Source organism: Streptomyces shinuiensis, from assembly GCF_043660855.1.
GTDB lineage: Bacteria > Actinomycetota > Actinomycetes > Streptomycetales > Streptomycetaceae > Streptomyces.
In genome coordinates, this window is the sequence record NZ_JBIHML010000001.1 from 5,118,232 (window position 1) to 5,144,502 (window position 26,271).

Consider the following 26,271-nt stretch of genomic DNA (forward strand, 5'->3'; position numbering starts at 1 on the left):
GATGCTGCACCTTGACCTCTGTGTCGACTGATGGGATATGTCTGCCGGGCGGGGTGCTCCGCGAACGCTAGTTCGGAATCTCGGTCTCCAGGTCGTCCGCCATCTGAGCGGCGTTCGTGGAGGCGTCGTTGAAGCCGTCCGCCGTGCCGATGCGCGCCCATTCCGCCACCTGATCGGAGTGCGGGGAATCGTGGGCCTTGGCTGCCTCCATGGCAGCCAGCTGACTCAGCTCCACGTTCGTGTCCTTGGTGTCTTCCCACCTCGTGGCGGCGTCCTGGCCGGCGTTCTTGAGGTTCTCCGGCTGCATGGAGCCGAAGAGTTGCTCCAGAACGACGCTGCTGACCGTGCTGGCGGCTCCGCCGGCCGCGGCACCGGCGACGGGCGTCGCGACGAAACTCGTCCCCACTCCGATCCCGAGGCCGATGACGCCGGAAGTCACGTTCTTCGCCTGGTTGACTGCCTTCTGGTAGTCCTCGTCCTTCTGGTGTGCCTCGCCCAGGACCGCCTCCTGACGGCCGATGGCCAGCGTGCCGCCGATCTCGGCGGACCTCCGGGAGATCTCCTTGACCGTCTCCTCCGGGGAGTGCGGGTAGCGCTTGTCCTCAGGGAGATCGGGGTTCAGGTGGTAGTCCAGCAGATTGGCCATGTACGCTTTCTGGCCAGCCTCGACCTTCGCGTACCCTTCCGGGTTCTGCCCCACGCTGACGAGGAAGCGTGTGACGTCGCTGTGGTCCATCTCGGCGACGGCACCGGTGATCGGGAAGAGCTTGTCGGAGTTGCCGTACTTGTCGTCGGCGGTTGCCCGGTTGATGTCGGGCAGGTACTCAGCCGCGATCTGGCCCATGCTGTCCGACAGGTAGCCGCGCTCGGTGAGGCGTTCGGTGTCCGCCGAGACGGAGTCGAAGATCTGCTCCACCAGCCGGGCCTGCTCCGGGGTGTGCGGGGGGAGGTCCGGCGTGGGCTGCTCGCCGGCCGGGTGGCCGGTCGCCGCGGCCTCCAGGGCCCAGCCCATGGCGTTCTGCCCGGCGATGCTCTCCTTGAACTCGGAGTCGTACTGCTTGGGCCAGTCGCGCTCCTCGAAGAGGTACTGGAAGTTGGTCAGGCCGATCTTGCCCTTTTTGCCGTTGCCGTCGGTGTCCCGGGTGAAGTCGTGGTCCTCGTCCTTGGTGACGAAGGTGCCGTTGAAGAAGTCGGTGGCGGCCTCCGGGCTCCTGCCCAGGGCCATCATGTAGCCCGTCATCGGGTCCGAACCCTCGTCGGTGCCCGTCCGGTTGAGCATCGGGCCCATGGGGAAGTGCCAGGCCAGCTCCGCGTTGCGGCCGTTGCCGCTGCGCTCCTTCTCGACCCGGATGAGCTCGTCGCCGTAGTTCTTCAGGAACTTGTCGTCGAAGTCGCCCCAGCGCATCAGGTTGCTCATCACCTGGGCGCCCACGGCCCGGGGGTTGTCCCTGCTCGGTACGAACTCGCCGGTCAGCCCGACCATGTCCCGCTCCCAGCGCTGCATGGCGGGGCTGTCGGACTGGGTGGCGGTGGCCAGGGTCAGGCCTAGGTTCTCCTGCAGGCCGCCGTACTTGTCCACCCTGGCCTGGCCGAGCTGCATGTTGGTGTGCGGGTCGTTGATGCCCGCCCAGAAGTCCAGCACGCCCTGGGGGCCCAGTCCGGTCGCGAACCGCTCGGCGAAGAGGGGGTCGTCCTTGTACCGCGCCATGGTGGAGTTGAAGTCGTCGAACTCCTGCGGGGACATGTCCGAGGGGTCCTTGGCGAGTTCGACGGCCCGGTCGGCGGCCTCCATCGCCTCGGCGGCCGCGTCGCGGTCGGCGTAGGAGGCGTCGGAGAAGCCGTAGGGCGTCTGGTCGGCCAGGGCCCTGAGCGCCCCGGCGGCGCTGGAGTCGCTCTCGGCGGCCTTGGTGAGGATGCCCTGCACCTCGTCGCGCAGGGCGGTGACGTCCTCGGGGGTGTGGTCGGGGACGTCGGTGCCCCCGGCGGCGCGGTCGGGGTGGATGTTCATGGTGACGGTGAAGCTGCCGTCGGTGTTGGCGATGACGGTCAGGTTCTTCTTCAGCCCGCGCTCGATGGCGTCGTTGAGCTGCCTGCGGTACTCGACCAGCTCGTCGTGGGTGTCCTTGAGGATGTTGTGGATGGAGGAGGCCTGGGTGTGGGCGTCGGCGAACTCCCCGGCGGTCTTGGCCACGAACTCCCGGGTGACGGCGGCGTTCAGACCGGTCCAGTCGGCCTTGTCGGCCTTGCCCTTGAGCTGGGAGCGGGCGTCGTCCTTCAGGATGCTCAGCTTCCCGACCATCTCCGACCAGTCGGTGACGGCCGCGCTCAGCCTGGAGAAGTCGGCGTGGCGGAGGGCGTCGAGCTTCACTGGCGCCGGGTCCTCTCGTCGAAGCCCTGGTCGAGCGCGGAGACGCTGTTGAACAGCGAGCTGATGTGCTGCTCGTCGTTGGCGTGGGCCTTGTTGCTGTACTCCATGTGGTTGGAGATGTGGGCACAGGCGTCGGTGAGGGTGCGCAGCTGCTCCTGCCACCGGGTCGCGACGTGGTCCAGGGCGCCGCCGATCTCGAAGTCGCCCCTCAGGCTCGCGGCGGCACCGGTGCTGCTCTCCCGGGCGTGGTCGCCGTCCTTGCGCAGCCGGTCGTAGAGGTCGAACGCCGCGTTCCCGACGGCGGCCAGATCCTTCTGCGACACCTCGAGTTCGCCGGAGGACGTCGAGACGCCCCCTCCTCCGCCGCCGTCGAGCCGGTTCAGGCGCGTCTGCACGGCCTTCCGCTCGGCAGCTGCCTCCACCAGCTGTTTCCATTCCTCGTCGAACGACACGTTCTCTCCCCCGCGTCCGGCTCCGCCTGTCGGGCCACACCGTATAGAAACGCGTCTCCCGGTCGCCAGTGAGAGCTGTGCGGAAGGAACCGGGACGGGACCGCCGTGCCGCCGCCGGCGGACACCGGGACGCCCGGTTCGCGGGGTTGCGGCCGGAAAGGGGCGCCCGGAAACCCGGACATGCGCCCTACCGGGCCGCGGCGTCGCCCCGTGTGATCTGGTCCTGAAGGCCGCAGGCCCCGTTCTTCAGGACGGGGGGCGGGCCGGTGACGCTTCGGTGAGGATTCCCCGGCCGTCCGCGCCGCGGCCCGGGGCCGTCGAGGGAACGCCCCGCCGGTTTGGTGTGTTGTACTTCGCTGCCGGGGCGGCGCGATCACCGCGGCGCCCCGAGTACCGCCCGCACGACAGAAGTGGCCCACCCGCAGTGCGACTGAACGAGCTCGACGAACGCATCGTCCGCGCCCTCGCCGAGGACGCCCGGCGCTCCTACGCCGACATCGGCGCCGAGGTGGGGCTGTCGGCCCCCGCCGTCAAACGCCGGGTGGACCGGCTGCGCGAGCAGGGCGCCATCACCGGCTTCACCGTACGGGTGGACCCGGCGGTGCTCGGCTGGGAGACCGAGGGGTTCGTCGAGATGTACTGCCGCCACAAGACCTCCCCCGAGGACATCCGCCGGGGGCTGGCGCGCTATCCGGAGGTGGCCTCCGCCTCCACCGTGACCGGCGACGCGGACGCCATCGTCCAGGTCTTCGCCTCCGACATGCGGCACTTCGAGCGGGTCCTGGAGCGGATCGCGGGGGAGCCGTTCGTGGAACGCACCCGGTCGGTGCTCGTCCTCTCCCCGCTGCTGCGCCGCTACGGTTCGGGGGCGCCGGCCTGAGGCGCCCCGGAGGTACAGCCGGGCGTACGGCCGGAAGCGCAACGAATCGACGTGCCAGGGCTCCAAGACGCAACGGATCGATACAGGGTGCGCAACGGGTGCGGCTTGTGGGGCACATCGGACGGACCGTACCGTCGAGGCGTCCCCAGATCCCGCAGCCGTACCCCGGCACGCCCGGTACGGCTGTCCGACGTGAACGCGAAGAGGTCCCATGACGCCGCTGCGCACCGCGCTGCTCCAGGGTCCCGGCGGTGTCCCCGGCTCCACCGCGGACAGCCTGGCCGCCCTCGACCGCGCCGCCCGCGAAGCCGCCGCGCGGGGGGCCCGGCTGCTGGTCGCCTCCGAGATGTACCTGACCGGGTACGCGATCGGGGAGCGGGTGGCGGAGCTGGCCGAGCCCGCCGACGGCTCCGGCGCCGAGGCGGTCTCCGGTATCGCAGCCGAGCACGGAATCGCCGTCGCCTACGGCTACCCCGAACGTGACGGCGACGCGGTGTACAACTCCGCCGGGCTCGTCGGTCCCGACGGCGCCCGGCTGGCCGACTACCGCAAGACCCATCTGTACGGCGGCTTCGAGACCTCCGTCTTCCGTCCGGGCGACACCCCCGTCGTCCAGGCCGACCTCGACGGTGTCCGCGTCGGGATGCTGGTCTGCTACGACGTGGAGTTCCCCGAGAACGTCCGCGCCCACGCGCTGGCCGGCACCGAGCTGCTGCTGGTGCCGACCGCGCTGATGCGGCCGTACGAGATCGTCGCCGAGACCCTCCTGCCGGCCCGCGCCTTCGAGAACCAGCTCTACATCGCCTACGCCAACCGCTGCGGCACCGAGGGCGCGGACGGGAGCGGGGGCGACGGCGTGATCACCTTCGCCGGACTGAGCTGCCTGGCCGCCCCCGACGGCACGGTCCGCGCCCGCGCGGGCACGGGGGAGGACCTGGTCACCGCCGATGTCGATCCCGGGCGGCTGAGGGCGTCACGCGCGGACAACCCCTATCTGCGCGACCGCCGCCCCGAGCTGTACGCCTCCCTCACCTGATCCGGCCCCGCCCGCCCCCGCCCGGCACCGCAGCCGGCCGCGGGCCCGGGCCGACCGCCCGGACACAGCCCGCCACGTACCACCAGGAGAACCACCCATGACCTCCACGGTGCCCGCCGCCGTCCACGACGAGCAGCACGCACAGGCACGGACCGAGCCGCCCGTCACCATGTTCGGCCCGGACTTCCCCTTCGCCTACGACGACTACCTCGCCCACCCCGCCGGCCTGGGCCAGGTGCCCGCCACCGAGCACGGCACCGAGGTCGCGGTCGTCGGCGGCGGACTGTCGGGGATCGTCACCGCGTACGAGCTGATGAAGATGGGCCTGAAGCCGGTGGTCTACGAGGCCGACCGGATCGGCGGACGGCTGCGTACGGCCCGCTTCGACGGCTGCGACCCCGAACTGACCGCAGAGATGGGCGCGATGCGCTTCCCGCCGTCGTCCACCGCCTTCTGGCGCTACGCGGACCTGGTGGGGCTCGAGACGAAGCCGTTCCCCAACCCGCTGGCGCCCGAAACCCCCTCCACCGTCGTCGACCTCAAGGGCGAGTCCCACTACGCCCGCACCCTGGGCGACCTGCCGGAGGTCTACCACCAGGTCATGGAGGCCTGGAACGCCTGCCTGGAGGAGGGCGCCGACTTCTCCGGCATGCAGCAGGCCATACGGACGCGCGACGTGCCGCGCATCCGCGAGATCTGGTCGCGTCTGGTGGAGAAGCTCGACAACCAGACCTTCTACGGCTTCCTGTGCGACTCCCCGGCGTTCTCCTCCTTCCGCCACCGGGAGATCTTCGGCCAGGTCGGCTTCGGCACCGGCGGCTGGGACACCGACTTCCCCAACTCCATCCTGGAGATCCTGCGGGTCGTCTACACCGGCGCCGACGACGACCACCGCGGCATCGTCGGCGGCAGCCAGCAGCTTCCGCTGCGGCTGTGGGAGCGCGAGCCGGCCAAGCTGGTGCACTGGCCGGAAGGCACCTCGCTGAAGTCCCTGCACGGCGGCGACCCGCGCCCGGCCGTGACCCGGCTGCACCGCACCGCGGGCAACCGCATCACCGTCACCGACGCCACCGGCGACGTGCGCACCTACCGGGCGGCGGTCTTCACCGCCCAGTCGTGGATGCTGCTGTCGAAGATCGACTGTGACGACGACCTGTTCCCCATCGACCACTGGACGGCGATCGAGCGGACCCACTACATGGAGTCCTCCAAGCTGTTCGTGCCGGTGGACCGGCCGTTCTGGCTGGACAAGGACGAACGCACCGGCCGGGACGTGATGAGCATGACGCTCACCGACCGCATGACGCGGGGCACCTACCTGCTGGACGACGGCCCGGACCGGCCGGCCGTGATGTGCCTGTCGTACACCTGGTGCGACGACTCCCTCAAGTGGCTGCCGCTCAGCCCCCAGGAGCGGCTGGAGGTCATGCTCAAGTCCCTGCGGGAGATCTATCCGGACGTCGACGTGCGCAAGCACATCACCGGCAACCCGGTCACCGTCTCCTGGGAGAACGAGCCGTACTTCATGGGGGCCTTCAAGGCCAACCTGCCGGGCCACTACCGCTACCAGCGGCGGCTGTTCACCCACTTCGCGCAGGACCGGCTGCCCGAGGACAAGCGCGGCGTCTTCCTGGCCGGCGACGACATCTCCTGGACGGCCGGCTGGGCCGAGGGCGCGGTGCAGACCGCCCTCAACGCGGTGTGGGGCGTGATGCACCACCTCGGCGGCTCCACCGATCCCGCCAACCCCGGACCGGGCGACGTCTACGACGAGATCGCCCCGGTCGAACTCCCCGAGGACTGAGCGGGCCGGCGGGCCGAACCGGTCTGCGGGGGCGCGTCGTCCGGCCCCTGCCGGTCTCCGGCCCGCCCGGGGCGGTGCCCCGGTCCCGGCGGTCCCGTACCGCCGGGGCGGCCGGCGCGCGCCGGGAGTTCGACCATCAAGTCTCCACGAGGCTGATCCGCGAGCACCAAGCGGTCGCGGTGGAGGACCTGTGCGTGAGGGGGCTCGCGCGCACGCGTCTGGCCGGGTCCGTCCAGGACGCCGGATGGTCGGCCTTCGCCGGACGCTCCCGCTCGGTGCGCGGTCCGTTCACCGACCGCGAACGGCCCTGCCTGGACGAGCCGTACGGCATCAACCGCCGCCCGATGCTCATCGACCGGCTGGACTGGTAGGACGGCTGGCCCGTGGTGCGGGTGCGGCTGCGGGTGCGGGGCGTGGGGCCACGGCCCGCACCCGCCCTCCGTCCCGGAAACCCTGCGGCGTCACGGGCTGACGGTGCTCTCCCGGACGATCAGCCGGTAGTCCGCCTCCACCTCGCGCCGCCCGTCGTCCCCGGCCGGCCGGCCGCCGCGTCCACTCCCGCTGATGCGGGCGTCCAGCAGTTCCACGGCCGTCCGCGCTATCCGGGCCTTGTCGGGGGAGACCGTCGTCAGGGTCGGGGTGCTGTAGCGGCCGTCCTCGATGTCGTCGAAGCCCGCCAGCGCCAGGTCGTCGGGGACCCGCAGACCGGAGGTGAGCGCGGTGCGCAGGGCGCCGAGCGCCAGGAGGTCGTTGAAGCAGAAGACAGCCTGCGGGAGCTCGTCCAGCTCCAGCAGCCGGCGCATCGCCGCGGCGCCGTCGGCGCGGTGGTACGACCCCGTCGGCGGGGTCAGCCGTTCGTCGTGGGGGAGTCCGGCGGCCTCCAGCGCCTGCCGGTAACCGGCCAGCCGCAGGTGGGCGGTGTTGGCGCTGGGGTTCTCCTGGGCGCCGATGGCGCCGATGCGGGTGTGGCCCAGCGAGATCAGGTGCTCGGTCATCTCGCGGGCGGCACGCTGGTTGTCGATGGCCACGTGGTGGGTGGGCCCGTCCATGATGCGCTCGCCGAGCAGCACCAGCGGGGTGCTGTCGGTCCGGGCCGCCAGTTCCTCGCGGCCGACGGTGATGGGGCTGAAGATGAGCCCGTCGATGAGCTGCTCCCGGATGCCCTGGAGCACCTCGCGCTCGCGGTCGGCCAGACCGTCGGTCTGGTCGATCAGCACAGTCCAGCCGCGATCGGCGGCGGCGTCGATGACGAACCGGGACAGCTCGGCGAAGTACGGGGCGTCCAGCTCGGGCAGGGCCAGAGCGATCACGCCGGTGCGGCCCCGGCGCAGGTTGCGCGCGGAAAGGTTCGGGCGGTAGTCCAGTTCCGCCAGGGCCTGCTCGACCTTCTTCCGCGTGTGCGGAGCCACGTAGGTGTAGCCGTTGACCACATTGGAGACGGTCTTGATCGACACCCCGGCCCGTGCGGCCACGTCCTTGAGGCTGGCGCCCACCTCTGTTCACCTCCACCCGGCACCCACCGGTGCCGCTCACGAAGCGGTACGGGTCACCCTGGCACATCGCCGGTGCGCGGCGCGGGCCGACCCGGCGCCGTGTGCCGCACGCGGCCTCCGTGGCCCAGCGGCCGGGTCCCGCCCGGTTCGGAAGAACCGGTGCCGGGGCTATTTACATCGCTGTTTCAACGATGTAATCGTATCAGCGCACGCCATCCGCCCGGCTCGTCCCTCCCAACGACCGGGCGTGAACCGCTGTCGGCGGCCCGTCGCAGCGGTCCCGCACGCGGTGAGCGTGCCCCGCGGACGGGACCGGCCTCCCCCTCGTCCCGTCCGCGGCACGTCCCGCCCCCTGAGCACCAGGAGCTCCCATGCCCACCGCCCGTCTCACCGTCGACCCAGGCTTCCGCATCGGGGCCGTGGACAGGCGCCTGTTCGGCTCCTTCGTCGAGCACATGGGCCGGTCGGTCTACACCGGGATCTTCGAGCCGGACCACCCGGCGGCCGACGAGGACGGCTTCCGCACGGACGTCCTGGACCTCGTCCGCGAACTCGGCGTCACACTCGTGCGCTACCCCGGCGGCAACTTCGTCTCCAACCACCGCTGGGAGGACGGGGTCGGCCCGGCCGACCGGCGCCCCACCCGCCTGGACCTGGCCTGGCGCAGTGTGGAGAGCAACGCCTTCGGCCTCAACGAGTTCATGGCCTGGGCGGCCAAGGCCGGCATCGAGCCGATGATGGCCCTCAACCTCGGCACCCGCGGCACCTCCGAGGCCCTGGACCTGCTGGAGTACACCAATCACCCCGGCGGCACCGCCCTGTCCGACCTGCGCCGCTCCCACGGTGTGGCCGACCCGCACGGTGTCCGCATGTGGTGCCTGGGCAACGAACTGGACGGCCCCTGGCAGATGGGCCACAAGACCGCCGCCGAGTACGGCCGGCTCGCCGCCGAGACAGCCCGCGCCATGAAGCGTTTCGACCCCGGCCTCCAACTGGTCGCCTGCGGCAGTTCCAACGCCCACATCGACACCTTCGCCTCCTGGGAGGCGACCGTCCTGGAACACACCTACCCGTTCGTCGACTACGTCTCGCTGCACGCGTACTACGACCCCACCGACCGCGACACCGACTCCTTCCTGGCCAGCGCCGCCGAGATGGACCGGATGATCGACTCCATCGTGTCCACCGCCGACCACGTCGGCGCCAGGCTGCGCGACCGGAAGAAGATCAAACTCTCCTTCGACGAGTGGAACGTGTGGTACCAGAGCCGCTTCGGCGGCGAGGACTCCCTGGACTGGCGGCCCGCGCCCCGCCTCATCGAGGACGTCTACGACGTCACCGACGCGGTCGTCGTCGGCAGCCTGCTGATCACTCTGCTCCGTCACGCCGACCGGGTCGGCGCCGCCTGCCAGGCCCAGCTCGCCAACGTCATCGCCCCGGTCATGACCGAGCCCGGCGGCCCCGCCTGGCGGCAGACGATCTTCCACCCCTTCGCGCAGACGGCGCGCCACGCCCGGGGCACCGTGCTGCGTGTGGAGCCGGACTCACCGGTGATCGAGACCGAGCGCCACGGCGAGGTCCCGGCCCTGTGGGCCACGGCCACCCATGACGAGGAGGACGGTGAGGTCGTCCTGTTCGCGGTCAACCGCGACCGCACCTCTTCCCTCACCCTCACCGCCGACCTGAGGCCCTTCCCCCGCGCCCGGGTCGTCGAACACCTCGTGCTCGCCGACGACGACCCGGGCGCGGTCAACACCGCCGAGCGCCCCGACCGCGTCCGGCCCCGCCCGGTGGACGGCACCGGAACCGGCGACGGCACACTCACCGCGCACCTGCCGCCGGTCTCCTGGAGCATGATCCGCCTCACCACCCGCTGACCCTCCCACGTCCTCGCCTCCCAGCCCCCTCCGGTAACGGTCGACCGCCTCCCAGGAGCAGACAATGAGCAGTGCACCCCCGTACGGTACGAACATGCGGCGCAGGTCCTTCCTCGGCGCCGCGGGCGCGCTGGCCGGCACCGGCCTGCTCACCGCCTGCGGCGGGGGCACCAAGCTGGGCGCCGACGACAGCGGCCCCGACGAAGCGCCCGAGTTCGACGGCGGCGAGTACGACGGCCCCAAGGTCACCCTCCAGTACTGGAACGGCTTCACCGGCGGCGACGGCCCCCACATGCGCACCATGCTCAAGGCGTTCAACAAGGAGTACGCCGGCAGGATCGAGGTGCGCGACACCACCAGGCAGTGGCAGGACCTCTATCCGGCGATGCCCACCGCCATCACCGCGGGCAAGGGCCCCGACGTGGCCGTCATCCACAACGACTGGGTCGCCACCTTCGCCGCGCGCCGCACCCTCGTCCCGCTGGACGACGTGGTCTCCGCGCTGAAGCTGACCGAGTCCGACTTCATCCCCGCGGTCTGGCAGGCCGGGATCTACCGGGGCAAGCGCTACAGCATCCCCCTGGACGTGCACTGCCTGGCCGACTATGCCAACAGCCGGCACCTGTCCCGCGCCGGGCTGGACGCGCCGCCCACCGACCGTTCCGGCTACGAGGACGCGCTCGCCGAACTGCGCGACGCCGGGATCGGCAACCCCTTCTGGATGCCCAACAAGTGGCCCGCCCACCTGATGTTCATGTCCCTGCTGTGGCAGTTCGGCGGCGAGCTGTACAACGCCGAGGGCACCGCCGCCGAGTGGGGCTCGGAAGCCGGGGTCGAGGCCCTGGCGTGGATGCGCGAGCAGATCGCCAAGGGCCACAGCCCCGCCCAGGTCGCCCAGGACGCCCAGTACAACGCCTTCAAGAACAACAAGGTCAGCTTCACCTGGGACGGCATCTGGCAGATCAACGACCTCAAGGCCAACGCCAGGGACCTGCGCTGGGAGATGGCCCCGATCCCCACCATCGGCGACACCCCCGCCGCCTGGAGCGCCTCACACAACTTCGTGCTCACCTCACAGGCCGCGAAGGATGCGAACAAGGTCAAGGCCGCCAAGTTCTTCATCGACCACATGAGCAAGCGCTCCACCGAGTGGGCCAGGGCAGGGATGATCCCCGCCCGCAACTCCGCCCGCAAGGACCCCGAGGTCGCCGGGCTGCCGCAGATCGCGCTGGCTGAGGACATGGAGGTCTTCCACTTCCTGCCCGCCCTCCCCGGCATCGGCGACGTCCAGTCCAAGGCGCTCGAACTGGCCGTGCAGAAGGCCGTCCTGGGCCGGCTCACGCCCGCCAGGGCCCTTGCCGAGGGCGTGCGGACGGCCGACAAGCTCCTTGCGGAGAACAAGCAGAAGTACGCGAAGTGAGGCATCCGACGTGGCACCACGGCTGACCGCACGGCCGACCACCGCGGGAGCGCGGCCCGGGCGGGGTCCGGCCCCCGCACGGGTCGCCACCCGCCCCTACCGCTGGTGGACACCGTACGTCTTCATGGGCCCCCACCTGGCCCTGTTCGCCGTCTTCGTCCTCGCCCCGATCGGCTACGGCCTGTGGATCAGCCTCCACGCATGGGACATCAACGTCCCGGCCAAGCCCTTCGTCGGCCTGGGCAACTACCGCGAACTGTTCGACTTCGAGAGCGTGGAAGGGCCGCGTTTCTGGGCCGCGATGCGCGCGACGGCGGTCTTCACCGCCCTGTCCCTGCCGTTCCTGCTGGTCATGCCGCTGTTCGTGGCGATGCTGATGAACGGCGGGTTCCGCGGCCGCAACCTGTACCGCGCGGTCTACTTCGCCCCGTACGTGCTCGGCGTCGCCGTGGTCGGCCTGCTGTGGCGCTTCCTGCTCGACGGCAACATCGGCATGGTCAACCACTACCTGGGCGTGCTCGGACTGCCCGACGACATCCAGTGGACGACCGACACGCCCGCCGCCTGGTGGGGCCTGGTGGGCGTCACGGTCTGGTGGACGCTCGGCCTCAACGCCGTCATCTACCTCGCCGGACTCCAGGACATCCCCGCCGAGCTGTACGAGGCGGCCCGCGTCGACGGCGCCGGCGCCTGGCACCGGTTCGTCCACGTCACCCTGCCCGGACTGCGCCCGGTGCTGCTGTTCGTGGTCAACGCCACGCTCCTGGCCTCGGCCAACATGTTCGGCCAGTCCTATCTGATCACCACCGGTGCCCCGGCGGACGAGACCAAGACGGCGATCTTCCTGATCGCCGAGACCGGTCTGCGCCGGTTCGAGATGGGCACCGCGTCGGCGATGAGCTTCATCCTCGCCCTGGCGCTGATGGCCGCCAGCGCGGTGCTCTTCCGCATCTTCCGCGAACGCCAGGAGGACCGATGACCGCCGTCCGCTCCGGCTCCGTCCCGGCGGCCGGGCCCCGGAAGCACGAGGACCGATCCGCTCCCCGGGCGCCGCAACCGGCCCGGAGCGCGGGGGAGCGGACCGGCGCCCGCCGGGCGGGCGCGGCCGGCGGGCCGGCCGTCCGGCGGCTGCGCCGCTCCCTGCTCCACCTGGTCCTGGGCGTCGTCGCCGCGCTGTACCTCAGCCCGCTGCTGTACATGCTGACCACCTCGCTCAAGACCCGTGGCGAGGCCGGGGCCACCGAACCGCGCTGGATACCCGATCCGCTCACCCTCGACGCATACCGCCACGTACTGGGCTCCGCCGACAGCCCGGTCATGCAGTGGTTCCTCAACAGCCTGCTGGCCGCCACCGCCCACGCCGCGCTGGTGCTGGCCACCGCCACCCCGGCCGCGTACGCACTGGCCCGCATGGACTTCCGCGGCCGGGGCGTGATCTTCGCGGGGGTCGTGGCCACCCTCTTCGTGCCCCCGGTGATCCTTCTGGTCCCCAACTTCCTGATCGTCAACGAGCTGGCCTGGGTGGACACCCTCCCCGCGATCGTCGTCCCGGCGGCGGCCGGCGCGTTCGGCGTCTTCTTCCTGCGGCAGTTCTTCCTCACCCTCCCCGGGGAGCTGGAGGAGGCGGCGGAGATCGACGGCTGCAACCGGTGGCAGATCTTCGCCCGGGTGGTGCTCCCCCTCGCCCGCCCGGCCCTGGTCACGCTCGCGCTGCTGTCTTTCCTGACCAACTGGAACGACTTCCTGTGGCCGCTGTACGTGCTGCTCAGCCCCGAGTCGCTGACCCTGCCCGCCGGGCTGGCCAACTTCCAGGGCGCCAACAACATCCGCTACGACCTGCTGATGGCCGGGGCCGTCATCGCCAGCGTCCCCGTACTGCTGCTGTACGTGGTGGCGCAGCGCTGGGTGATCGAGGGGGTGTCCCGCTCGGGGCTGAAGGGCTGAGCAGGGACGGGGCGATCAGGCCGTCCGGGCTACCGGGCGGCGCTCCAGCGGGGTGAGCAGGAAACGGCCCACCAGACCCACTCCGGTGTCCAGCCGGTGGGTGAACTCCTCGGCCAGTTCCGGCAGCCGCCGCATGCTCCACAGCAGCCGCGCCGCCGACCAGGCCGCGTCCCGTGCCCGCTCCATGTTCCAGCCGGCGATCAGGTGGGTGAGCGGGTCGGCGACGTCCAGCGGGTCGGGGCCGGGCACCAGGTCCTCGCGGATCCGTTCCTCCAGCTCCACCAGGACGTCCCCGATCCGGTCGAACGCGCCCTGGAGCGCGGAGGGTTCGCACCCGTGCGCCCGGGCGGTGTCCACCACGGCCAGCGCCAGGTCGTACCCGATATGCGCGTTGACCCCCGCCAGCGCGAACTGCGCGGGGTGCACGCCCGTGTGGTGGCGCGCCCGGAACAGCGGGCGCCAGCAGGCGGGGACGGGCTCCCCGGCGGCGGCCAGGTCGACGGCGGCCGGATAGCGGCCGGCGAAGACCGCGGCCAGGGCCGCCGCGGAACGGGGGCGGGGCAGGAGGCCGTCGAGGAGACTGTGGCGCACCGACAGCGTCACGGCCAGATAGACCCGGTTGAAGGCCGCCACCCCGTCGTGGGACGGCAGTTCCTCCTGGAGCGCGCGCATCCGCGCGATCACCCCGTCCACCCCGTCCACCCCGTCCGGGGCGGCGGGCCCGGCGGCGGGCCCGGACTGCGTCATCGTCATGCGATCAGAGTGACAGACGGGGACGGAGCGCAGGAGGGAGCGCGGAAAGTCCCCCCGGATCGGGCGACCTCCGAACGAGCGGCGAAGAACCCCTGTCCGCGAGGGCGCGGCGGCCGGCGCCGCCTACCGCTTGCCGGGCTCCGTGTCGCCGGCGACGTCCGTGCCGCCGTCCGCGGTCTCGGCGTCGTAGGAGGAGGTGCCCTCGTCCAGCAGCGGTTCCTGCTCGCGCATGTGCGCCGGGGCCAGCGCCCGCAGCACGTGGTAGCCGGTGAGGACGACGATGGTGCCCAGCGCGATGCCGTTCAGTTCGAAGCTGTCGGTGACCTCCAGGCTGACGCCGCCGACGCCGATGATGACGCCCGCCGACACCGGCACCAGGTTCAGCGGGTTGCGCAGGTCCACCCGGCCCGCGAGCCAGATCTGCGCGCCGAGCAGGCCGATCATGCCGTAGAGGATCACGGTGATCCCGCCGAGCACACCGCCGGGGATCGCGGCGATCACCGCGCCGAACTTCGGGCAGAGCCCGAACAGCACGGCGAAGCAGGCGGCGGCCCAGTAGGCGGCGGTGGAGTAGACACGGGTCGCGGCCATCACGCCGATGTTCTCGGAGTACGTGGTGGTGGCCGGGCCGCCGACCGCCGTGGACAGCACCGTGGCCGCGCCGTCGGCGCCGATCGCGGTGCCCAGCTTGTCGTCGAGCGGATCGCCGGTCATCTCGCCGACGGCCTTCACATGGCCCGCGTTCTCCGCGATCAGCGCGATCACCACCGGCAGCGCCACCAGGATCGCCGACCACTGGAACTCGGGCGCGTGGAGGGAGGGCAGTCCGAGCCAGTCGGCCTCGGAGACGCCCGAGAGGTCCAGCCGCCAGTGGTCGACGGCCTCCCCGCCGCCCGCCGGGGAGTGGATCTTCCCGAAGAGGCGGTCCAGGACCCAGGAGACGGCGTAGCCGAAGACCAGTCCGAGGAAGATCGCCACACGGGACCAGAAACCGCGCAGCGCCACCACCGCGAGCCCGGTGAAGAGCATGGTCAGCAGTGCCGTCCACTGGTCCTGCGGCCAGTACGTCGAGGCCGTCACCGGGGCCAGGTTGAAGCCGATCAGCATCACGACCGCACCGGTGACCACGGGCGGCATCACGGCGTGGATGACCCGCGCGCCGAACCTCTGCACCACCAGGCCGGCCAGCAGCAGCACCACGCCGACCACCAGCAGCGCCCCGGTGATCGTCCCGCTGTCGCCGCCCGACGCGCGGATCGCCGCGGCGACGCCGACGAAGGAGAGGCTGGAGCCCAGATAGCTCGGCACCCGGCCGCGCGTCATGAGCAGGAACACCATGGTGGCGACACCCGACATCATGATGGCCAGGTTGGGGTCCAGACCCATGAGGACCGGGGCGACGAAGGTGGCGCCGAACATGGCCACCACGTGCTGGGCCCCCAGCCCGGCCGTCCGCGGCCACGACAGCCGCTCGTCGGGCCGTACGACGGCTCCGGGCGCCGGTGTGCGACCGTCGCCGTGCAGGGTCCAGCGCAGACCGAGGCCCATGGGTGCTCCGTTTCGTGCTCGTGCGGTGGTGCGTTCCGGCACGCTTCGGGGGCGCGCCGAGGTGCGATCGGGTGTGACCGGAATCGATCGGCCCACATGCTACGGGGCGCCTTCGTGGGGCCGATCGGCGCAGTGGGGCCGAGCGGACCGGTCACGTCCGGCCGGGGGAAAACCCGACCGCCTCCCTCGCCCGCCCTCGCCGCTCCGGTCAGCTCCCCCGCAGCTCCGCCCGCGTCTCCCCGGCGCCCCGGGCGACGACACCGCCCCGACCCGGGGTGCCCAGCACCCCGGCCGCCAGAACGAGGACGGCGGTGGCAGCGGTGACCAGGGCGAACGATGCCCGCAGCGAGACCAGTTCGGCCAGGAGGCCGATGACGGTCGGCGCGGCCAGTCCGGTGGTGTAGGTGATGGTGGCGACGCCGGCGATGGCCTGCCCGGGAGCCGGACCGCTGTGCCCGGCCGCGGCGAAGGCCAGCGGCACCACCACGGCGATCCCGACGCCCAGCAGGGCGAACCCGGCGATACCCGCCACCGGGCCGGGCGCGGTCACCACCAGCGCGCCGCCCGCGGTGGCCAGGACACCGCTGACCCGCACCGTGCGCACCGGACCGATACGGCGTACGGCGGCGTCGCCGGCCAGGCGGGCAGCGGCCATGGTGCAGGCGAACGCGGTGTAGCTCGCGGCCGCGACCGTCGCCGACGCGCCGGTGACGTCCCGGAGGTAGACGCCGGACCAGTCCATCGAGGCGCCCTCGGCGAGCACCGCGCACATCCCCACCGCGCCGATCAGCAGGGCCGAATGCGGCGGCAGCGCGAAGCGCGGCGGCGCCTCCCGCCCCGGCGCGGGGCGTGCGTCCGGCAGCCCGCGGCAGGCCGCCGGAACGGCCGCGGCCAGGACGGCGGCGGCCAGCGCGAGGTGGATCCGGGCGTCCAGGCCGAGGTGGACGGCGCCCACGCCGGCCGCCGAGCCCAGCAGCGCGCCCACGCTCCACATGCCGTGCAGCCCGGACATGATCGAACGGCCGTGGCGCCGCTCCACCTCCACACCCTGGGCGTTCATGGCCACATCCGCCATCCCGGCGGTGGCGCCCAGAACGAGGAACGCGGCGCAGAGCACGGCCAGGTGGGGGGCGAGGGCGGGCAGGGCGAGGGAGGCGCACCACAGGGCGAGCAGAGCGCGTACGGCCGCCCGCCCGCCGTGGCGGTGCATGATGCGCCCGGCCAGCGGCATGGCGAGCGAGGCGCCGATCGCGGGGAAGGCCAGGGCGAATCCCAACTGGCCGTTGCTCAGGTCGAGTTGGTCCCGGAGCCAGGGGATGCGGGTGGTGAAACCGCCGGAGACCGCGCCGTGCAGGGCGAAGACCAGGGCGACCGAGCGCCGGGCCCGGCCGATGGAGGAGGAGGGCATGCACGTAAACTATCAGGAAGGCTTCCTGAATGAAAAAGGAAATCTGCGAGGATTCCCGCATGACCACGCCCCCGCGACCCGATCCCCCCGCTCCTTCCGCCTCGGTTCGTCCCGCGCGCACCGCGTCGCCCCGTACGGCCCGCGCCATCAACGACCGGATCGCGCTGGAACTGCTGGTGGAGCACGGGCCCCTGACGGCCGGCCGGCTCAAGGAGCTGACCGGGCTGTCCCGCCCCAGCGTCGCGGACCTGCTGCGGCGCCTGGCCGACGACGGACTGGTCCGGGCCGCCGGTGAGGCGGGGGAGACCCGCCGCGGACCCAACGCCCGGCTGTACGGCCTCGTCGCCGACCGCGCCCACGTCGCGGCCGTCGACGTCCGCACCGGTGGCGTCTCCTTCGCCCTGGCCGACCTCGCGGGCGGCGCGGCCGGCGGGGCGGAACCGCCCGTCCTGGACGGTGCAGACGGCGCAGACGGCGGGGGCGACCCCGTGGAGCGGACGGTGACAGCCCTGCGGGAGGCGCTGCGCGAGAACGGCGTCACCACGCTGCACACCGTCGCCGTCGGCGCCCCCGGCATGATCGACCCGGCCACCGGAGCCCTCGGCCGCGGCACCACGCTGCCGGCCTGGCACGCCCGCGTCCCGGCCGCGATCCGCGAACGGCTGGGCGCCCCGGTGGTACTGGAGAACGAGGTGAACCTCGCGGGCATCGCCGAGCACCGCCTCGGCGCGGCGCGGGGCCGCGACACCTTCGTCCTGCTCTGGCTGGGGCATGGGGTGGGAGCCGCGGTGATCCTGGACGGCGCACTGCGCCGCGGCGCTTCCGGCGGCACCGGCGAGGTCGGTTTCCTGCCGGTGCCCGGTACCGCCGGACTGCCGTCCGCGACCGTCTGCGACGGCGGCTTCCACTCCCTGGCCGGCGCCGCGGCGGTGTGCGCGCTGGCGCGCGGGCACGGCCTGCGGCCGCCGCGGTACGCACCCGGGGACGGTGTCCGCGCCGCGGAGGCTGTGGTCCGCGCCGCGGTGGCCGGCGAGGCGGGAGCCGGTGCCGAGGCGTTCCTGGACGCGCTGGCCGAGCGGATCGCCGTGGGCGCCGCCGCCGTCGCCTCGGTCCTCGACCCCGGCTGCGTGGTGCTCGGCGGCGAGGTGGGACGGGCCGGGGGGCAGCCGCTGGCGGAACGGGTGGCCGGCCGGCTGGCCGGGATGTCCCCGCTGGCCACCGAGGTGCTGTGCGGCACGGTCGAGGGAAGCCCGGTGCTCGGCGGCGGCCTGGTGACGGCCCTGGACGCGGCACGGCGGGAGCTGTTCACACCGCGGTGACGCGGTGCGGACGGCTCCCGCCGCGGGGGCGGTTCACCGGGGTGGGAGCCCGGTCAGCAGGTGCCCAGGTCCTGCCAGACGCCCCACTCGCCGGTGGTGCCGGGCTCCTCGCCCTGCGTCCACCACTGGGCCTTCCACTCGTGGCCGTTCCAGGAGACGGTGGCGCCGCCGGTGTACGCGGTGGCCCGGTCCCAGGAGGGCGCGGCGCACTGCTCGCCGCCGCCCGAGGCGCCGCCGTCGGTCGTGCCGCCGTCCGTACCGTCGCCGTCCACCACCGTCACACCGCGCGTCAGGTCCCCGGCCAGCCCGTACGTCATGCCGTCGAAGGACACCGTCCAGTTCGACGGCGTGGACACCGGCAGGTAGTACACGAAGTCCAGCTCGACCGACGCGCCCGGCGCCAGTGTCTGCCAGGCGGGCAGCTTCAGTGAGACGCGGTGGAAGTCGCCGTCCAGCCCGCCGGTGTTGCCGGTACGGGTGTGGCCGCTGTCGACGATCGTCGTGCCGAAGCCCGACTGGTCCTTGGCGTTGCCCGGCGCGGAGGTGGCGTAGTCGAACCGGAACTCCGTGCCGCCCGGCAGGGTCGCCTTCGAGTTGTTGGTGATCCTCAGCCTGGGGCTGATCGGGTAGTTGGAGTCGCCCAGGGCGAACTGCCCGAACTCCACGTCGACGTCCAGGGCCCGGTCGGGCATGTCGGTGTTCGCGCGCTGTGCGCCGTAGGGCGCGGCCGTCCTGAACTTCTCGTACATCGCCGTGGTGAGGGTGTCGCCCGTCTCGTACTGGCCCCTGGCCTCGTTCCAGCCGTAGTCGCCGGCCAGTTCCCAGACCATGGTGCCGCCGATGCCCTTGTCGACCACGTAGTCGGCCTTGGCGTTCACCGACTGCTCGTCCTCGGTGGACAGGAAGACCCTCTTCCGCTCGTTCCACAGCCACGGCGCGGTCAGGGTCTCGCTGTACCTGCGCTCGTAGGTGCCGGTCAACTCCGTGCCGGCGGGCAGGCCGTACTCGTCGACGTAGTCGCCGACGATGCCCTTCTCCAGGTTCTTGGCGTGCCACATCGGGTTGGAGCCGGCCGGGGACTCCTTGCCGCTGGTGTCCTTGTCGTGCCAGAGGTTGTCGATGCCGACCGCACCGTCACCGCATTTGGTCAGTCCCGAGCCCGCCGGGCACTCGGTCGCCGCCGCCTTCCCCCACAGCCCGTCCGTGCCGCCGGTGACGTTCTTCCAGCCGCGCGTGTAGTAGGGCAGGCCGATGTTGATGCGCCCGGCCGGCATCGAGCCGCGGAAGTAGTGGTACGCCCAGTCGGTGTTGAGGTAGCCGATCCCGCCGTACTGGGAGGTGGTGTAGACGCCCGCCTGGGCCAGCTCGCCGTCGCGTCCGTCGTCGTACAGCGAGGCGTTGGGGCCGACGTACTCGTTCCAGGCGCCGTGCAGGTCGTACGACATGATGTTGACGTAGTCCAGGTACTTCTGCACCTGGAAGGTCTCCATGCCGCGCAGCAGGTAACCCGATGAGGGCGCGGCGACGGTGAGCATGTAGTGCTTCCCGTCGGCGGCGCCGGCGCGGTCCAGCTTCTCGCGCAGCGTCTTCATCAGAGCGGCGTAGCCCTTGACGAGTCCGGCGCGGCGGGGGTTGGCGACGGACCGGTCGAGCGGGTTGCCCGCGTCCTTCATGGTGGTGGGGTACTCGTAGTCGATGTCCACGCCGTTGAAGCCGTACTTCCTGATGAAGTCCACGGCCGAGTCGGCGAAGGTGTCGATGCCCGCCCGGTTGACCGAGCCGTCGGCGTTGGTGGCCATGGTGTAGAAGCCGCCGGAGTCGACCCGCTCGCCGTCGGGGCCGAAGTAGCCACCGGTCTCGGCCCAGCCGCCCACCGAGACCAGCGTCCTGACCTCCGGGTGCTGCTTCTTGAACTTGTTGAGCAGGTTGAAGTGGCCCTTGTACGGCAGGGCCGGGTCCATCTCCGCGCCCGCCACCCCGGGCCAGGTCATGCCGGTCGCGGCGTTCCCCGGTCCGTCCGGTCCCACCGAGAGCCGGTTGCCGCCGTCGACGTGCGCGAAGGCGTAGTTGATGTGGGTGACCTTGTCCCAGGGGATGTCGGAGGCGAGGTAGCGGGGCGTGCCGTCGGCGCCGGTGCGCCAGCCGGTGAAGTAGCCGATGATGCGCCGCTGGTGGTCGGCGCCCATCTTCTCGCGTCCGGCGGTGTCGTAGACCGTGCAGTAGGGCACGTCCACGCCCGGTGTCGCGTACAGCCCGTCGGGGCGGCAGGACGTGTGGTCCTCGGCGGCGTGGGAGGGGGAACCCGGCAGGGTGCCGAGCAGCAGACCGGCGACGGCCGCGGCGGTCGCGGCGAACACGGCCCCGGCGCGCGTACGGGTGCGGGGCGGTCTGCTGCGGGGGGCGGGGACGGACACGCTGGACGACATGTGCGGACCTCCGGTGCGGTAGGGGCGGGGTGAGAGGTGCCCGGGCCGCGCCGGGCGGACGGACCGGCGCGGCCGGGGCGGACGGTGCTCGGGGCCCGGTGCGTGCGCACACCCCGGGCCGACTCCTCGGAGGTGCCGCAGACACTAAGAGGACTAGACCAATTGGTCAATAGGTCCGGACCAGACCGCAGTCCGGTTCTGTGAGTCAGCCCACAGCCACTCTCCAGCGCCGCTCGATCCGGACGTGGCACACTGGTCGCGTACCAACGTCAAGCGCACTCCGGGGTCGGTGAAAGTCCGAACCGGCGGTTACAGTCCGCGACCCGGCCGCTGCCAGCGGCCGGTTGACCAGGTGAAATTCCTGGACCGACGGTTAAAGTCCGGATGGGAGGCAGTGCGCGGCGGGTCGTGAGACGGCCGGTACGCCGCCGCAGGCGGATCCTTGGGCCCCCGCCGGGCCCGGAGAATCCGGTCCGCGGTCCGGCGTCCCGTCCATCCCGCGAGACCGTTCGTTTCCCGTACCGCCCCGGAGTCCGTGCCCGAAGAGGCAGGAGGACCCGGTGGCCACCGAAGCCGCAGCGCCCACCGCGCGGCAGCGCGAACGCGACACCATGCGCCGCGCCGTCGCCCTCTCCGCCCGCGGCCTCGGCTCCACCAGCCCCAACCCCGTCGTCGGCTGTGTCGTCCTCGACGCCGCCGGGCGGACCGTCGGTGAGGGCTGGCACCGGCGCGCCGGCGGCCCTCACGCCGAGGTCCACGCCCTCGCCGAGGCCGGCGAGGCGGCCCGCGGCGGCACCGCCGTCGTCACCCTGGAGCCCTGCGACCACACCGGCCGCACCGGTCCGTGCAGCCGAGCCCTGATCGACGCCGGTATCGCCCGCGTGGTCTACGCCGTCGCCGACCCCACCCCCGCCGCCCGCGGCGGCGCGGACACCCTGGCCGCCGCCGGGATCGACACCGAGGGCGGCCTCCTGGCCGAGGAGGCGGCCGAGGTCAACGCCCCCTGGCTGGCCTCGGTGCGCCTGGGCCGCCCGTACGTGCGCTGGAAGTACGCCGCCACCCTCGACGGCCGTACCGCGGCCGCCGACGGCACCAGCCGCTGGATCACCTCCGGCGCCGCCCGCGCGGACGTCCACCGGCTGCGCGCCGAGGCCGACGCCGTACTCGTCGGCTCCGGCACCGCCCGTGCCGACGACCCCCACCTCGCGGTGCGCGGCGCCCCCGGCGCCGTCCAGCCGCTGCGCGTCGTCGCCGACACCGAGGCGCGTGCCGTCCGACCCGGCGCCCGTGTCCTGGACGGACAAGCCCCCACCCTGGTCGCCGTCGCCGACGACCTGCCGGACGCCGCCACCGCCCACCTCGACGGGCACGCCGAGGTGGTACGGCTGCCGCGCGCCGGCGACGGGTACGGCCGGGGCCTGGACGTCGCCGCGCTGCTCACGGCCCTCCACGACCGCGATGTGCGGTCCGTGCTGCTGGAGGGCGGCGCCACCCTGGCCGGGGCGTTCGTCGCCGCCCGCGCCGTGGACCGGGTCACCGCCTACCTCGCCCCGGCCCTCCTGGGCGCCGGGCCCGCCGCCCTCGCCGACGCCGGAATCGCCACCGTCGCCGACGCGTTGCGACTGACGGTGACCGCGGTCGAACGGATCGGGCCCGATCTGCGTGTCGACGCCATACCCGCCATACCCGTCGTACCCGTCGTACCCGTCGTACCCGGCACATCCGCTCCCGCCCCCGCAGTCCACGAGCCCAAGGAGTTCTGAGTGTTCACCGGAATCGTCGAAGAACTGGGCGAGGTCGCCGCCGTCGAGGAACTGGCCGAATCCAGCCGCTTCCGGCTGCGAGGCCCCCTGGTGACCGAGGGGGCGAAGCACGGCGACTCGATCGCGGTCAACGGTGTCTGCCTGACCGTGGTGGACACCGCCGACGGCGAGTTCACCGCCGACGTCATGGCCGAGACCCTCAAGCGCTCCAGCCTCGGCGCCCTGGCCGCCGGCGACCGCGTCAACCTGGAGCGCCCCATGGCGCTGGGCGGACGGCTCGGCGGCCACATCGTCCAGGGCCATGTGGACGGCACCGGCACCATCACCGAGCGCGTCCCCGGCGAGAACTGGGAGATCGTCAGGATCGACGCCCCGGGCGGGCTCACCCGCTACATCGTCGAGAAGGGCTCGATCACCGTGGACGGCGTCAGCCTCACCGTCGTCGAGGCGGGCGAGGCGGACTTCACCGTCAGCCTCATCCCCACAACCCTCGCCCTGACCACCCTGGGCGTGAAGAGCGTCGGGGACCCGGTCAACCTGGAGGTCGACGTCCTGGCCAAGTACGTCGAGCGGCTGCTCGGCCACCGTGCCGCCGCCGGAGCCGCCGGAGCCGCCGGAGCCGCCGGAGCCGCCGGAGCCGCCGGGGTGGCCGAGCCCGCCGGGGCCGTCCGATGAGCGCGCTGGAGTGGCTCGACGGAGTCCTAAACGGCACCGTCTTCGAGGCGTTCGGCCAGAGCGTGAAGTGGTCCGACATGGTCGGCAACGTCATGGGTCTGGTCGCCCTCGCCCTCGGCTGGCGCCGCTCCATCTGGACCTGGCCCGCGCAGTTCCTGGCCGGACTCATCCTGGTCGCCGCCTACGCCTCCGCCCAGCTCTCGGGCGGCGTCGGCAAGCAGTTGCTGGTCATCGGCGTCGCCGTGTGGGGCTGGCACCAGTGGCGGCGCGGCGCCTCCGCGCCGGCGGAGGACCACGGGAGCGCGGCGACCGGGCCGTCTTCCGGCGACACGGCGGGCGACAGGGCCGACGGCAGGATCACCGTACGGTTCGCCACCTGGCGCGAACGCGGCCTGCTGCTGGCCGGAACGGCCGCCGGCACCCTCGCCGTCGGCGGGCTGTTCATGCTCCACCCACAGCTGTCCTGGAGCCCGTGGGCCGACGCGTACATCTTCGTCGGCACCCTGGCGGCGATGGTCGCCCAGGCCCGCGGATGGGTGGAGTTCTGGTTCGCCTGGCTGCTGGTGGACCTGGTCGGCGTCCCGCTCGCCTTCGGCAGCGGCCTCGCCTTCTCCGGCCTGGTCTACGTCATCTACTTCGTCCTCGTCCTGTGGGGCCTGCGCGACTGGTGGCTGCGCTCCCGCGCGAAGGCGGCGAACGACTCCGCTCTGGAAGGAGCCCCGGCATGACCGTGCTGCACACCTGGAATCCGAGCCCCGCCGACTCCACGGCCCCCGCCGGCCCCGCGGCAGCGGCCGCCGCGTTCGGCGGTGCGGCCGGTGACGCCCTGGCGCTGGACCCGGTCGAGCGCGCGATCGCCGACATCGCCGCCGGACGCCCGGTGGTCGTCGTCGACGACGAGGACCGCGAGAACGAGGGCGACCTCATCGTCGCGGCCGAGCTGATCACGCCCGGGATCGTCGCCTTCATGATGAGCGAGTGCCGCGGCCTGATCTGCACGCCGATGGAGGCCGGCGAGCTGGAGCGGCTGGAACTGCCGCAGATGGTCGGCGACAACACCGAGTCGATGGGCACCGCCTTCACCGTCTCCGTGGACGCCTCCGCCGCCCACGGAGTGACCACCGGCATCAGCGCCGCCGACCGCGCCACCACCATCCGGCTGCTGGCCGACCCGGCCTGCGAGGCCGGCGACCTCGTGCGCCCCGGTCATGTCTTCCCGCTGCGCGCCCGCCCCGGCGGGGTGCTGGAGCGTCCCGGCCACACCGAGGCCGGAGTCGACCTCGCCCGTCTGGCCGGACTGCGCCCCGCCGCCGCCATCGTGGAGATCGCCGGCGAGGACGGCACCATGCTGCGCCTGCCCGAGCTGGTGCCCTTCGCCCGCGAGCACGGTCTGGCGATCGTCTCCATCGAGGCGCTGATCGCCTACCGCCGCTCCCGCGAGCAGACCGTCCCCGCACCCGCCGCCCCCGCTGCCACCGCCCCCGCCGACCTGGACGTCCCCGCCGTCCGCCGCGAGGCCGTCACCTCCCTGCCCACCGCCCACGGAGACTTCCGCGCCCACGGCTACCGCTCCACCGCCGACGGCGTGGAGCACATCGCCCTGGTCGCCGGGGACGTCGAGGGCGCCGAGGATGTCCTGGTGCGGGTGCACTCCGAGTGCCTGACCGGTGACGTGTTCGGCTCGCTGCGCTGCGACTGCGGCCCCCAGCTGGAGGATTCCCTGCGCCGCGTGGCCGCCGAGGGCCGCGGCGTGGTGGTCTACCTGCGCGGACACGAGGGCCGGGGCATCGGCCTGCTGTCCAAGCTGCGCGCCTACCAGCTCCAGGAGGCGGGCCGCGACACCCTCGACGCCAATCTGGAGCTCGGTCTGCCCGCCGACGCCCGCGACTACGCCGCCGCCGCGCGGATGCTCACCGACCTCGGTGTGCGCTCCCTGCGGCTGCTGACCAACAACCCCGACAAGACCGGCGCCCTCGCCCGGTACGGTCTGCACGTCACCGGCCGTGAGCCGGTGCCCGTCCAGGCGGGCGAGCACAATCTGCGCTACCTGCGCACCAAACGGGACCGCATGGGGCACGACCTGCCCTGGCTGGACGGGGAACCGGTCCCCGTCTGCCGCGGCCAGTGACACCGGCTCCGCCGGACACCCCCGTCCGCACACCCACCCACCGAACGACCCACCGAACGACCCACAGACGAGGAGTAACGTGAGCGGCAAGGGCGCCCCCGAACTGACCGTCAAGAACTGCGGCGACCTGCGCGTGGCCGTGATCGCCGCGCAGTGGCACGAGAAGGTGATGGGCGGCCTGCTCGACGGCGCGCTGCGCGCCCTGGGCGAGCTGGGCATCGACGAGCCCACCGTGCTGCGCGTCCCCGGCAGCTTCGAGCTGCCCGTCGCCGCCAAGGTGCTGGCCGCCCGCGGCTACGACGCGGTCGTCGCGCTCGGCGTCGTCGTCCGCGGCGGCACCCCGCACTTCGACTACGTCTGCCAGGGCGTCACCGCCGGCCTCACCCAGGTCTCCGTGGAGACCGGCGTGCCCGTCGGCTTCGGCGTACTGACCTGCGACACCGAGGAGCAGGCCCTGGACCGCGCCGGGCTGGAGGGTTCCAGCGAGGACAAGGGACACGAGGCGGTCACCGCCGCCGTCGCCACGGCCGCCGTCCTGCGCACCGTCGCCGAACCCTGGCGGTGAGCACCGGCCGAGCCCCGAGGGCGAGAGGGTCCGCGACCGGCGTAGGGTAGGGGGCACCATGGCGAACAAGACATTCGAGGAGCTCTTCGGCGAGCTCCGGCAGAAGGCCGCCACCGGCGACCCCGCCACCTCCCGCACCGCCGAGCTGGTGGCCGCGGGCGTCCACACCATCGGCAAGAAGGTCGTCGAGGAGGCCGCCGAGGTGTGGATGGCCGCGGAGCACGAGGGAGCGGAGCGCACCGCCGAGGAGATCTCCCAACTGCTGTACCACCTTCAGGTGATGATGGTCGCCCGGGGCATCGGCCTCGACGACGTATACGCTCACCTGTAGGAAGCGTCCCCCGGACCCCTTCCGGCGCCGTCACCGCCGACCGCGCCCTCCCGCCCGCACCACTCCACCCGCACCGCCTCA

At 72.5% G+C, this 26,271-nt stretch carries 22 protein-coding genes and 1 riboswitch; of the genes, 15 read left to right on the forward strand and 7 right to left on the reverse strand.

Translation table 11 applies throughout. The annotated features are described in order from the left end of the window. Nucleotides 1-67: 67 nt before the first annotated feature. Together ACGRHY_RS23230 and ACGRHY_RS23235 are read right to left on the reverse strand one after the other, a co-directional pair. Nucleotides 68-2,368: a DUF6571 family protein gene (locus ACGRHY_RS23230; protein WP_394637243.1), complete on the reverse strand. Its 2,301-nt coding sequence runs from the start codon at nucleotides 2,366-2,368 to the stop codon at nucleotides 68-70. Next, nucleotides 2,365-2,820: a hypothetical protein gene (locus ACGRHY_RS23235; RefSeq protein WP_394637244.1), complete on the reverse strand. Its 456-nt coding sequence runs from the start codon at nucleotides 2,818-2,820 to the stop codon at nucleotides 2,365-2,367. The genes ACGRHY_RS23230 and ACGRHY_RS23235 overlap by 4 nt, the downstream gene beginning before the upstream one ends. 424 nt (nucleotides 2,821-3,244) lie before the next feature. Between ACGRHY_RS23235 and ACGRHY_RS23240 the strand changes: the two genes are divergently transcribed. The 4 genes from ACGRHY_RS23240 (at nucleotide 3,245) to ACGRHY_RS23255 (ending at nucleotide 6,911) form a co-directional block, all read left to right on the forward strand. Next, complete coding sequence (locus ACGRHY_RS23240) at nucleotides 3,245-3,700, forward strand: Lrp/AsnC family transcriptional regulator (protein WP_394637245.1); 456 nt, start codon at nucleotides 3,245-3,247, stop codon at nucleotides 3,698-3,700. Nucleotides 3,701-3,911: 211 nt separating this feature from the next. Further along, nucleotides 3,912-4,736: a carbon-nitrogen hydrolase family protein gene (locus ACGRHY_RS23245; RefSeq protein WP_394637246.1), complete on the forward strand. Its 825-nt coding sequence runs from the start codon at nucleotides 3,912-3,914 to the stop codon at nucleotides 4,734-4,736. A gap of 97 nt (nucleotides 4,737-4,833) precedes the next feature. Beyond that, nucleotides 4,834-6,540, forward strand: a complete 1,707-nt coding sequence (locus ACGRHY_RS23250) for a flavin monoamine oxidase family protein (protein ID WP_394637247.1) — start codon at nucleotides 4,834-4,836, stop codon at nucleotides 6,538-6,540. A gap of 194 nt (nucleotides 6,541-6,734) precedes the next feature. Continuing rightward, the gene (locus ACGRHY_RS23255) at nucleotides 6,735-6,911 is read left to right on the forward strand and encodes a hypothetical protein (protein ID WP_394637248.1); all 177 of its coding nucleotides are present in this window, start codon (nucleotides 6,735-6,737) and stop codon (nucleotides 6,909-6,911) included. Between the two features lie 90 nt (nucleotides 6,912-7,001). On the opposite strand, the gene ACGRHY_RS23260 is transcribed toward ACGRHY_RS23255, so the two are convergent. Continuing rightward, entirely contained in the window at nucleotides 7,002-8,033 is a 1,032-nt protein-coding gene (locus tag ACGRHY_RS23260; protein WP_394637249.1) for a LacI family DNA-binding transcriptional regulator, read from the reverse strand. Between the two features lie 371 nt (nucleotides 8,034-8,404). Here ACGRHY_RS23260 and arfA point away from each other — a divergent pair, with 371 nt between their 5' ends. The 4 genes from arfA to ACGRHY_RS23280 all read left to right on the forward strand — a co-directional run bounded on the left by arfA (nucleotide 8,405) and on the right by ACGRHY_RS23280 (nucleotide 13,274). Continuing rightward, nucleotides 8,405-9,910: an arabinosylfuranosidase ArfA gene (gene arfA, locus ACGRHY_RS23265; RefSeq protein WP_394637250.1), complete on the forward strand. Its 1,506-nt coding sequence runs from the start codon at nucleotides 8,405-8,407 to the stop codon at nucleotides 9,908-9,910. A 64-nt stretch (nucleotides 9,911-9,974) separates the two neighbouring features. After that, the gene (locus ACGRHY_RS23270; protein WP_394637251.1) at nucleotides 9,975-11,330 is read left to right on the forward strand and encodes an ABC transporter substrate-binding protein; all 1,356 of its coding nucleotides are present in this window, start codon (nucleotides 9,975-9,977) and stop codon (nucleotides 11,328-11,330) included. Between the two features lie 10 nt (nucleotides 11,331-11,340). Further along, on the forward strand, nucleotides 11,341-12,309 hold the full coding sequence (locus ACGRHY_RS23275) for a carbohydrate ABC transporter permease (protein ID WP_394637252.1): 969 nt from the start codon (nucleotides 11,341-11,343) through the stop codon (nucleotides 12,307-12,309). Further along, nucleotides 12,306-13,274 carry a carbohydrate ABC transporter permease gene (locus ACGRHY_RS23280; protein WP_394637253.1) on the forward strand — a complete coding sequence of 323 codons (969 nt, stop codon included), beginning with the start codon at nucleotides 12,306-12,308 and terminating at the stop codon, nucleotides 13,272-13,274. The genes ACGRHY_RS23275 and ACGRHY_RS23280 overlap by 4 nt, the downstream gene beginning before the upstream one ends. A gap of 15 nt (nucleotides 13,275-13,289) precedes the next feature. Here ACGRHY_RS23280 and ACGRHY_RS23285 read toward each other — a convergent pair whose 3' ends face one another. From ACGRHY_RS23285 to ACGRHY_RS23295, 3 genes are all read right to left on the reverse strand, one after another. Next, nucleotides 13,290-14,027, reverse strand: coding sequence for a DUF5995 family protein (locus ACGRHY_RS23285; RefSeq protein ID WP_394637254.1), 738 nt, complete (start codon nucleotides 14,025-14,027; stop codon nucleotides 13,290-13,292). A 123-nt stretch (nucleotides 14,028-14,150) separates the two neighbouring features. Further along, a complete protein-coding gene (locus ACGRHY_RS23290; protein WP_394637255.1) occupies nucleotides 14,151-15,575 on the reverse strand; it encodes a uracil-xanthine permease family protein in 1,425 nt (474 codons plus the stop codon). A gap of 208 nt (nucleotides 15,576-15,783) precedes the next feature. Continuing rightward, nucleotides 15,784-16,983 (reverse strand): MFS transporter, encoded by a 1,200-nt coding sequence (locus tag ACGRHY_RS23295; protein ID WP_394637256.1) that lies wholly within the window; start codon nucleotides 16,981-16,983, stop codon nucleotides 15,784-15,786. A gap of 59 nt (nucleotides 16,984-17,042) precedes the next feature. Between ACGRHY_RS23295 and ACGRHY_RS23300 the strand changes: the two genes are divergently transcribed. After that, nucleotides 17,043-18,302, forward strand: a complete 1,260-nt coding sequence (locus ACGRHY_RS23300; protein ID WP_394637257.1) for an ROK family transcriptional regulator — start codon at nucleotides 17,043-17,045, stop codon at nucleotides 18,300-18,302. Between the two features lie 53 nt (nucleotides 18,303-18,355). Here ACGRHY_RS23300 and ACGRHY_RS23305 read toward each other — a convergent pair whose 3' ends face one another. Then, the gene (locus ACGRHY_RS23305; RefSeq protein ID WP_394637258.1) at nucleotides 18,356-20,728 is read right to left on the reverse strand and encodes a chitinase C-terminal domain-containing protein; all 2,373 of its coding nucleotides are present in this window, start codon (nucleotides 20,726-20,728) and stop codon (nucleotides 18,356-18,358) included. A 271-nt stretch (nucleotides 20,729-20,999) separates the two neighbouring features. After that, nucleotides 21,000-21,130: riboswitch (FMN riboswitch) on the forward strand. Between the two features lie 209 nt (nucleotides 21,131-21,339). On the opposite strand from ACGRHY_RS23305, the gene ribD reads away from it, so the two are divergent. The 6 genes from ribD (at nucleotide 21,340) to ACGRHY_RS23335 (ending at nucleotide 26,190) form a co-directional block, all read left to right on the forward strand. Continuing rightward, entirely contained in the window at nucleotides 21,340-22,491 is a 1,152-nt protein-coding gene (ribD, locus tag ACGRHY_RS23310) for a bifunctional diaminohydroxyphosphoribosylaminopyrimidine deaminase/5-amino-6-(5-phosphoribosylamino)uracil reductase RibD (protein ID WP_394638171.1), read from the forward strand. Further along, the gene (locus tag ACGRHY_RS23315) at nucleotides 22,492-23,166 is read left to right on the forward strand and encodes a riboflavin synthase (protein WP_394637259.1); all 675 of its coding nucleotides are present in this window, start codon (nucleotides 22,492-22,494) and stop codon (nucleotides 23,164-23,166) included. It abuts the gene before it with no gap. Next, complete coding sequence (locus ACGRHY_RS23320) at nucleotides 23,163-23,894, forward strand: nicotinamide mononucleotide transporter family protein (RefSeq protein WP_394637260.1); 732 nt, start codon at nucleotides 23,163-23,165, stop codon at nucleotides 23,892-23,894. The genes ACGRHY_RS23315 and ACGRHY_RS23320 overlap by 4 nt, the downstream gene beginning before the upstream one ends. Further along, nucleotides 23,891-25,294: a bifunctional 3,4-dihydroxy-2-butanone-4-phosphate synthase/GTP cyclohydrolase II gene (locus ACGRHY_RS23325; protein ID WP_394637261.1), complete on the forward strand. Its 1,404-nt coding sequence runs from the start codon at nucleotides 23,891-23,893 to the stop codon at nucleotides 25,292-25,294. Before ACGRHY_RS23320 ends, ACGRHY_RS23325 begins: the two co-directional genes overlap by 4 nt. Before the next feature lie 79 nt (nucleotides 25,295-25,373). Next, nucleotides 25,374-25,859, forward strand: coding sequence for a 6,7-dimethyl-8-ribityllumazine synthase (ribH, locus tag ACGRHY_RS23330; protein WP_394637262.1), 486 nt, complete (start codon nucleotides 25,374-25,376; stop codon nucleotides 25,857-25,859). 58 nt (nucleotides 25,860-25,917) lie between these two features. Continuing rightward, nucleotides 25,918-26,190, forward strand: coding sequence for a phosphoribosyl-ATP diphosphatase (locus ACGRHY_RS23335; protein WP_241717475.1), 273 nt, complete (start codon nucleotides 25,918-25,920; stop codon nucleotides 26,188-26,190). The last annotated feature ends 81 nt before the right edge of the window (nucleotides 26,191-26,271 follow it).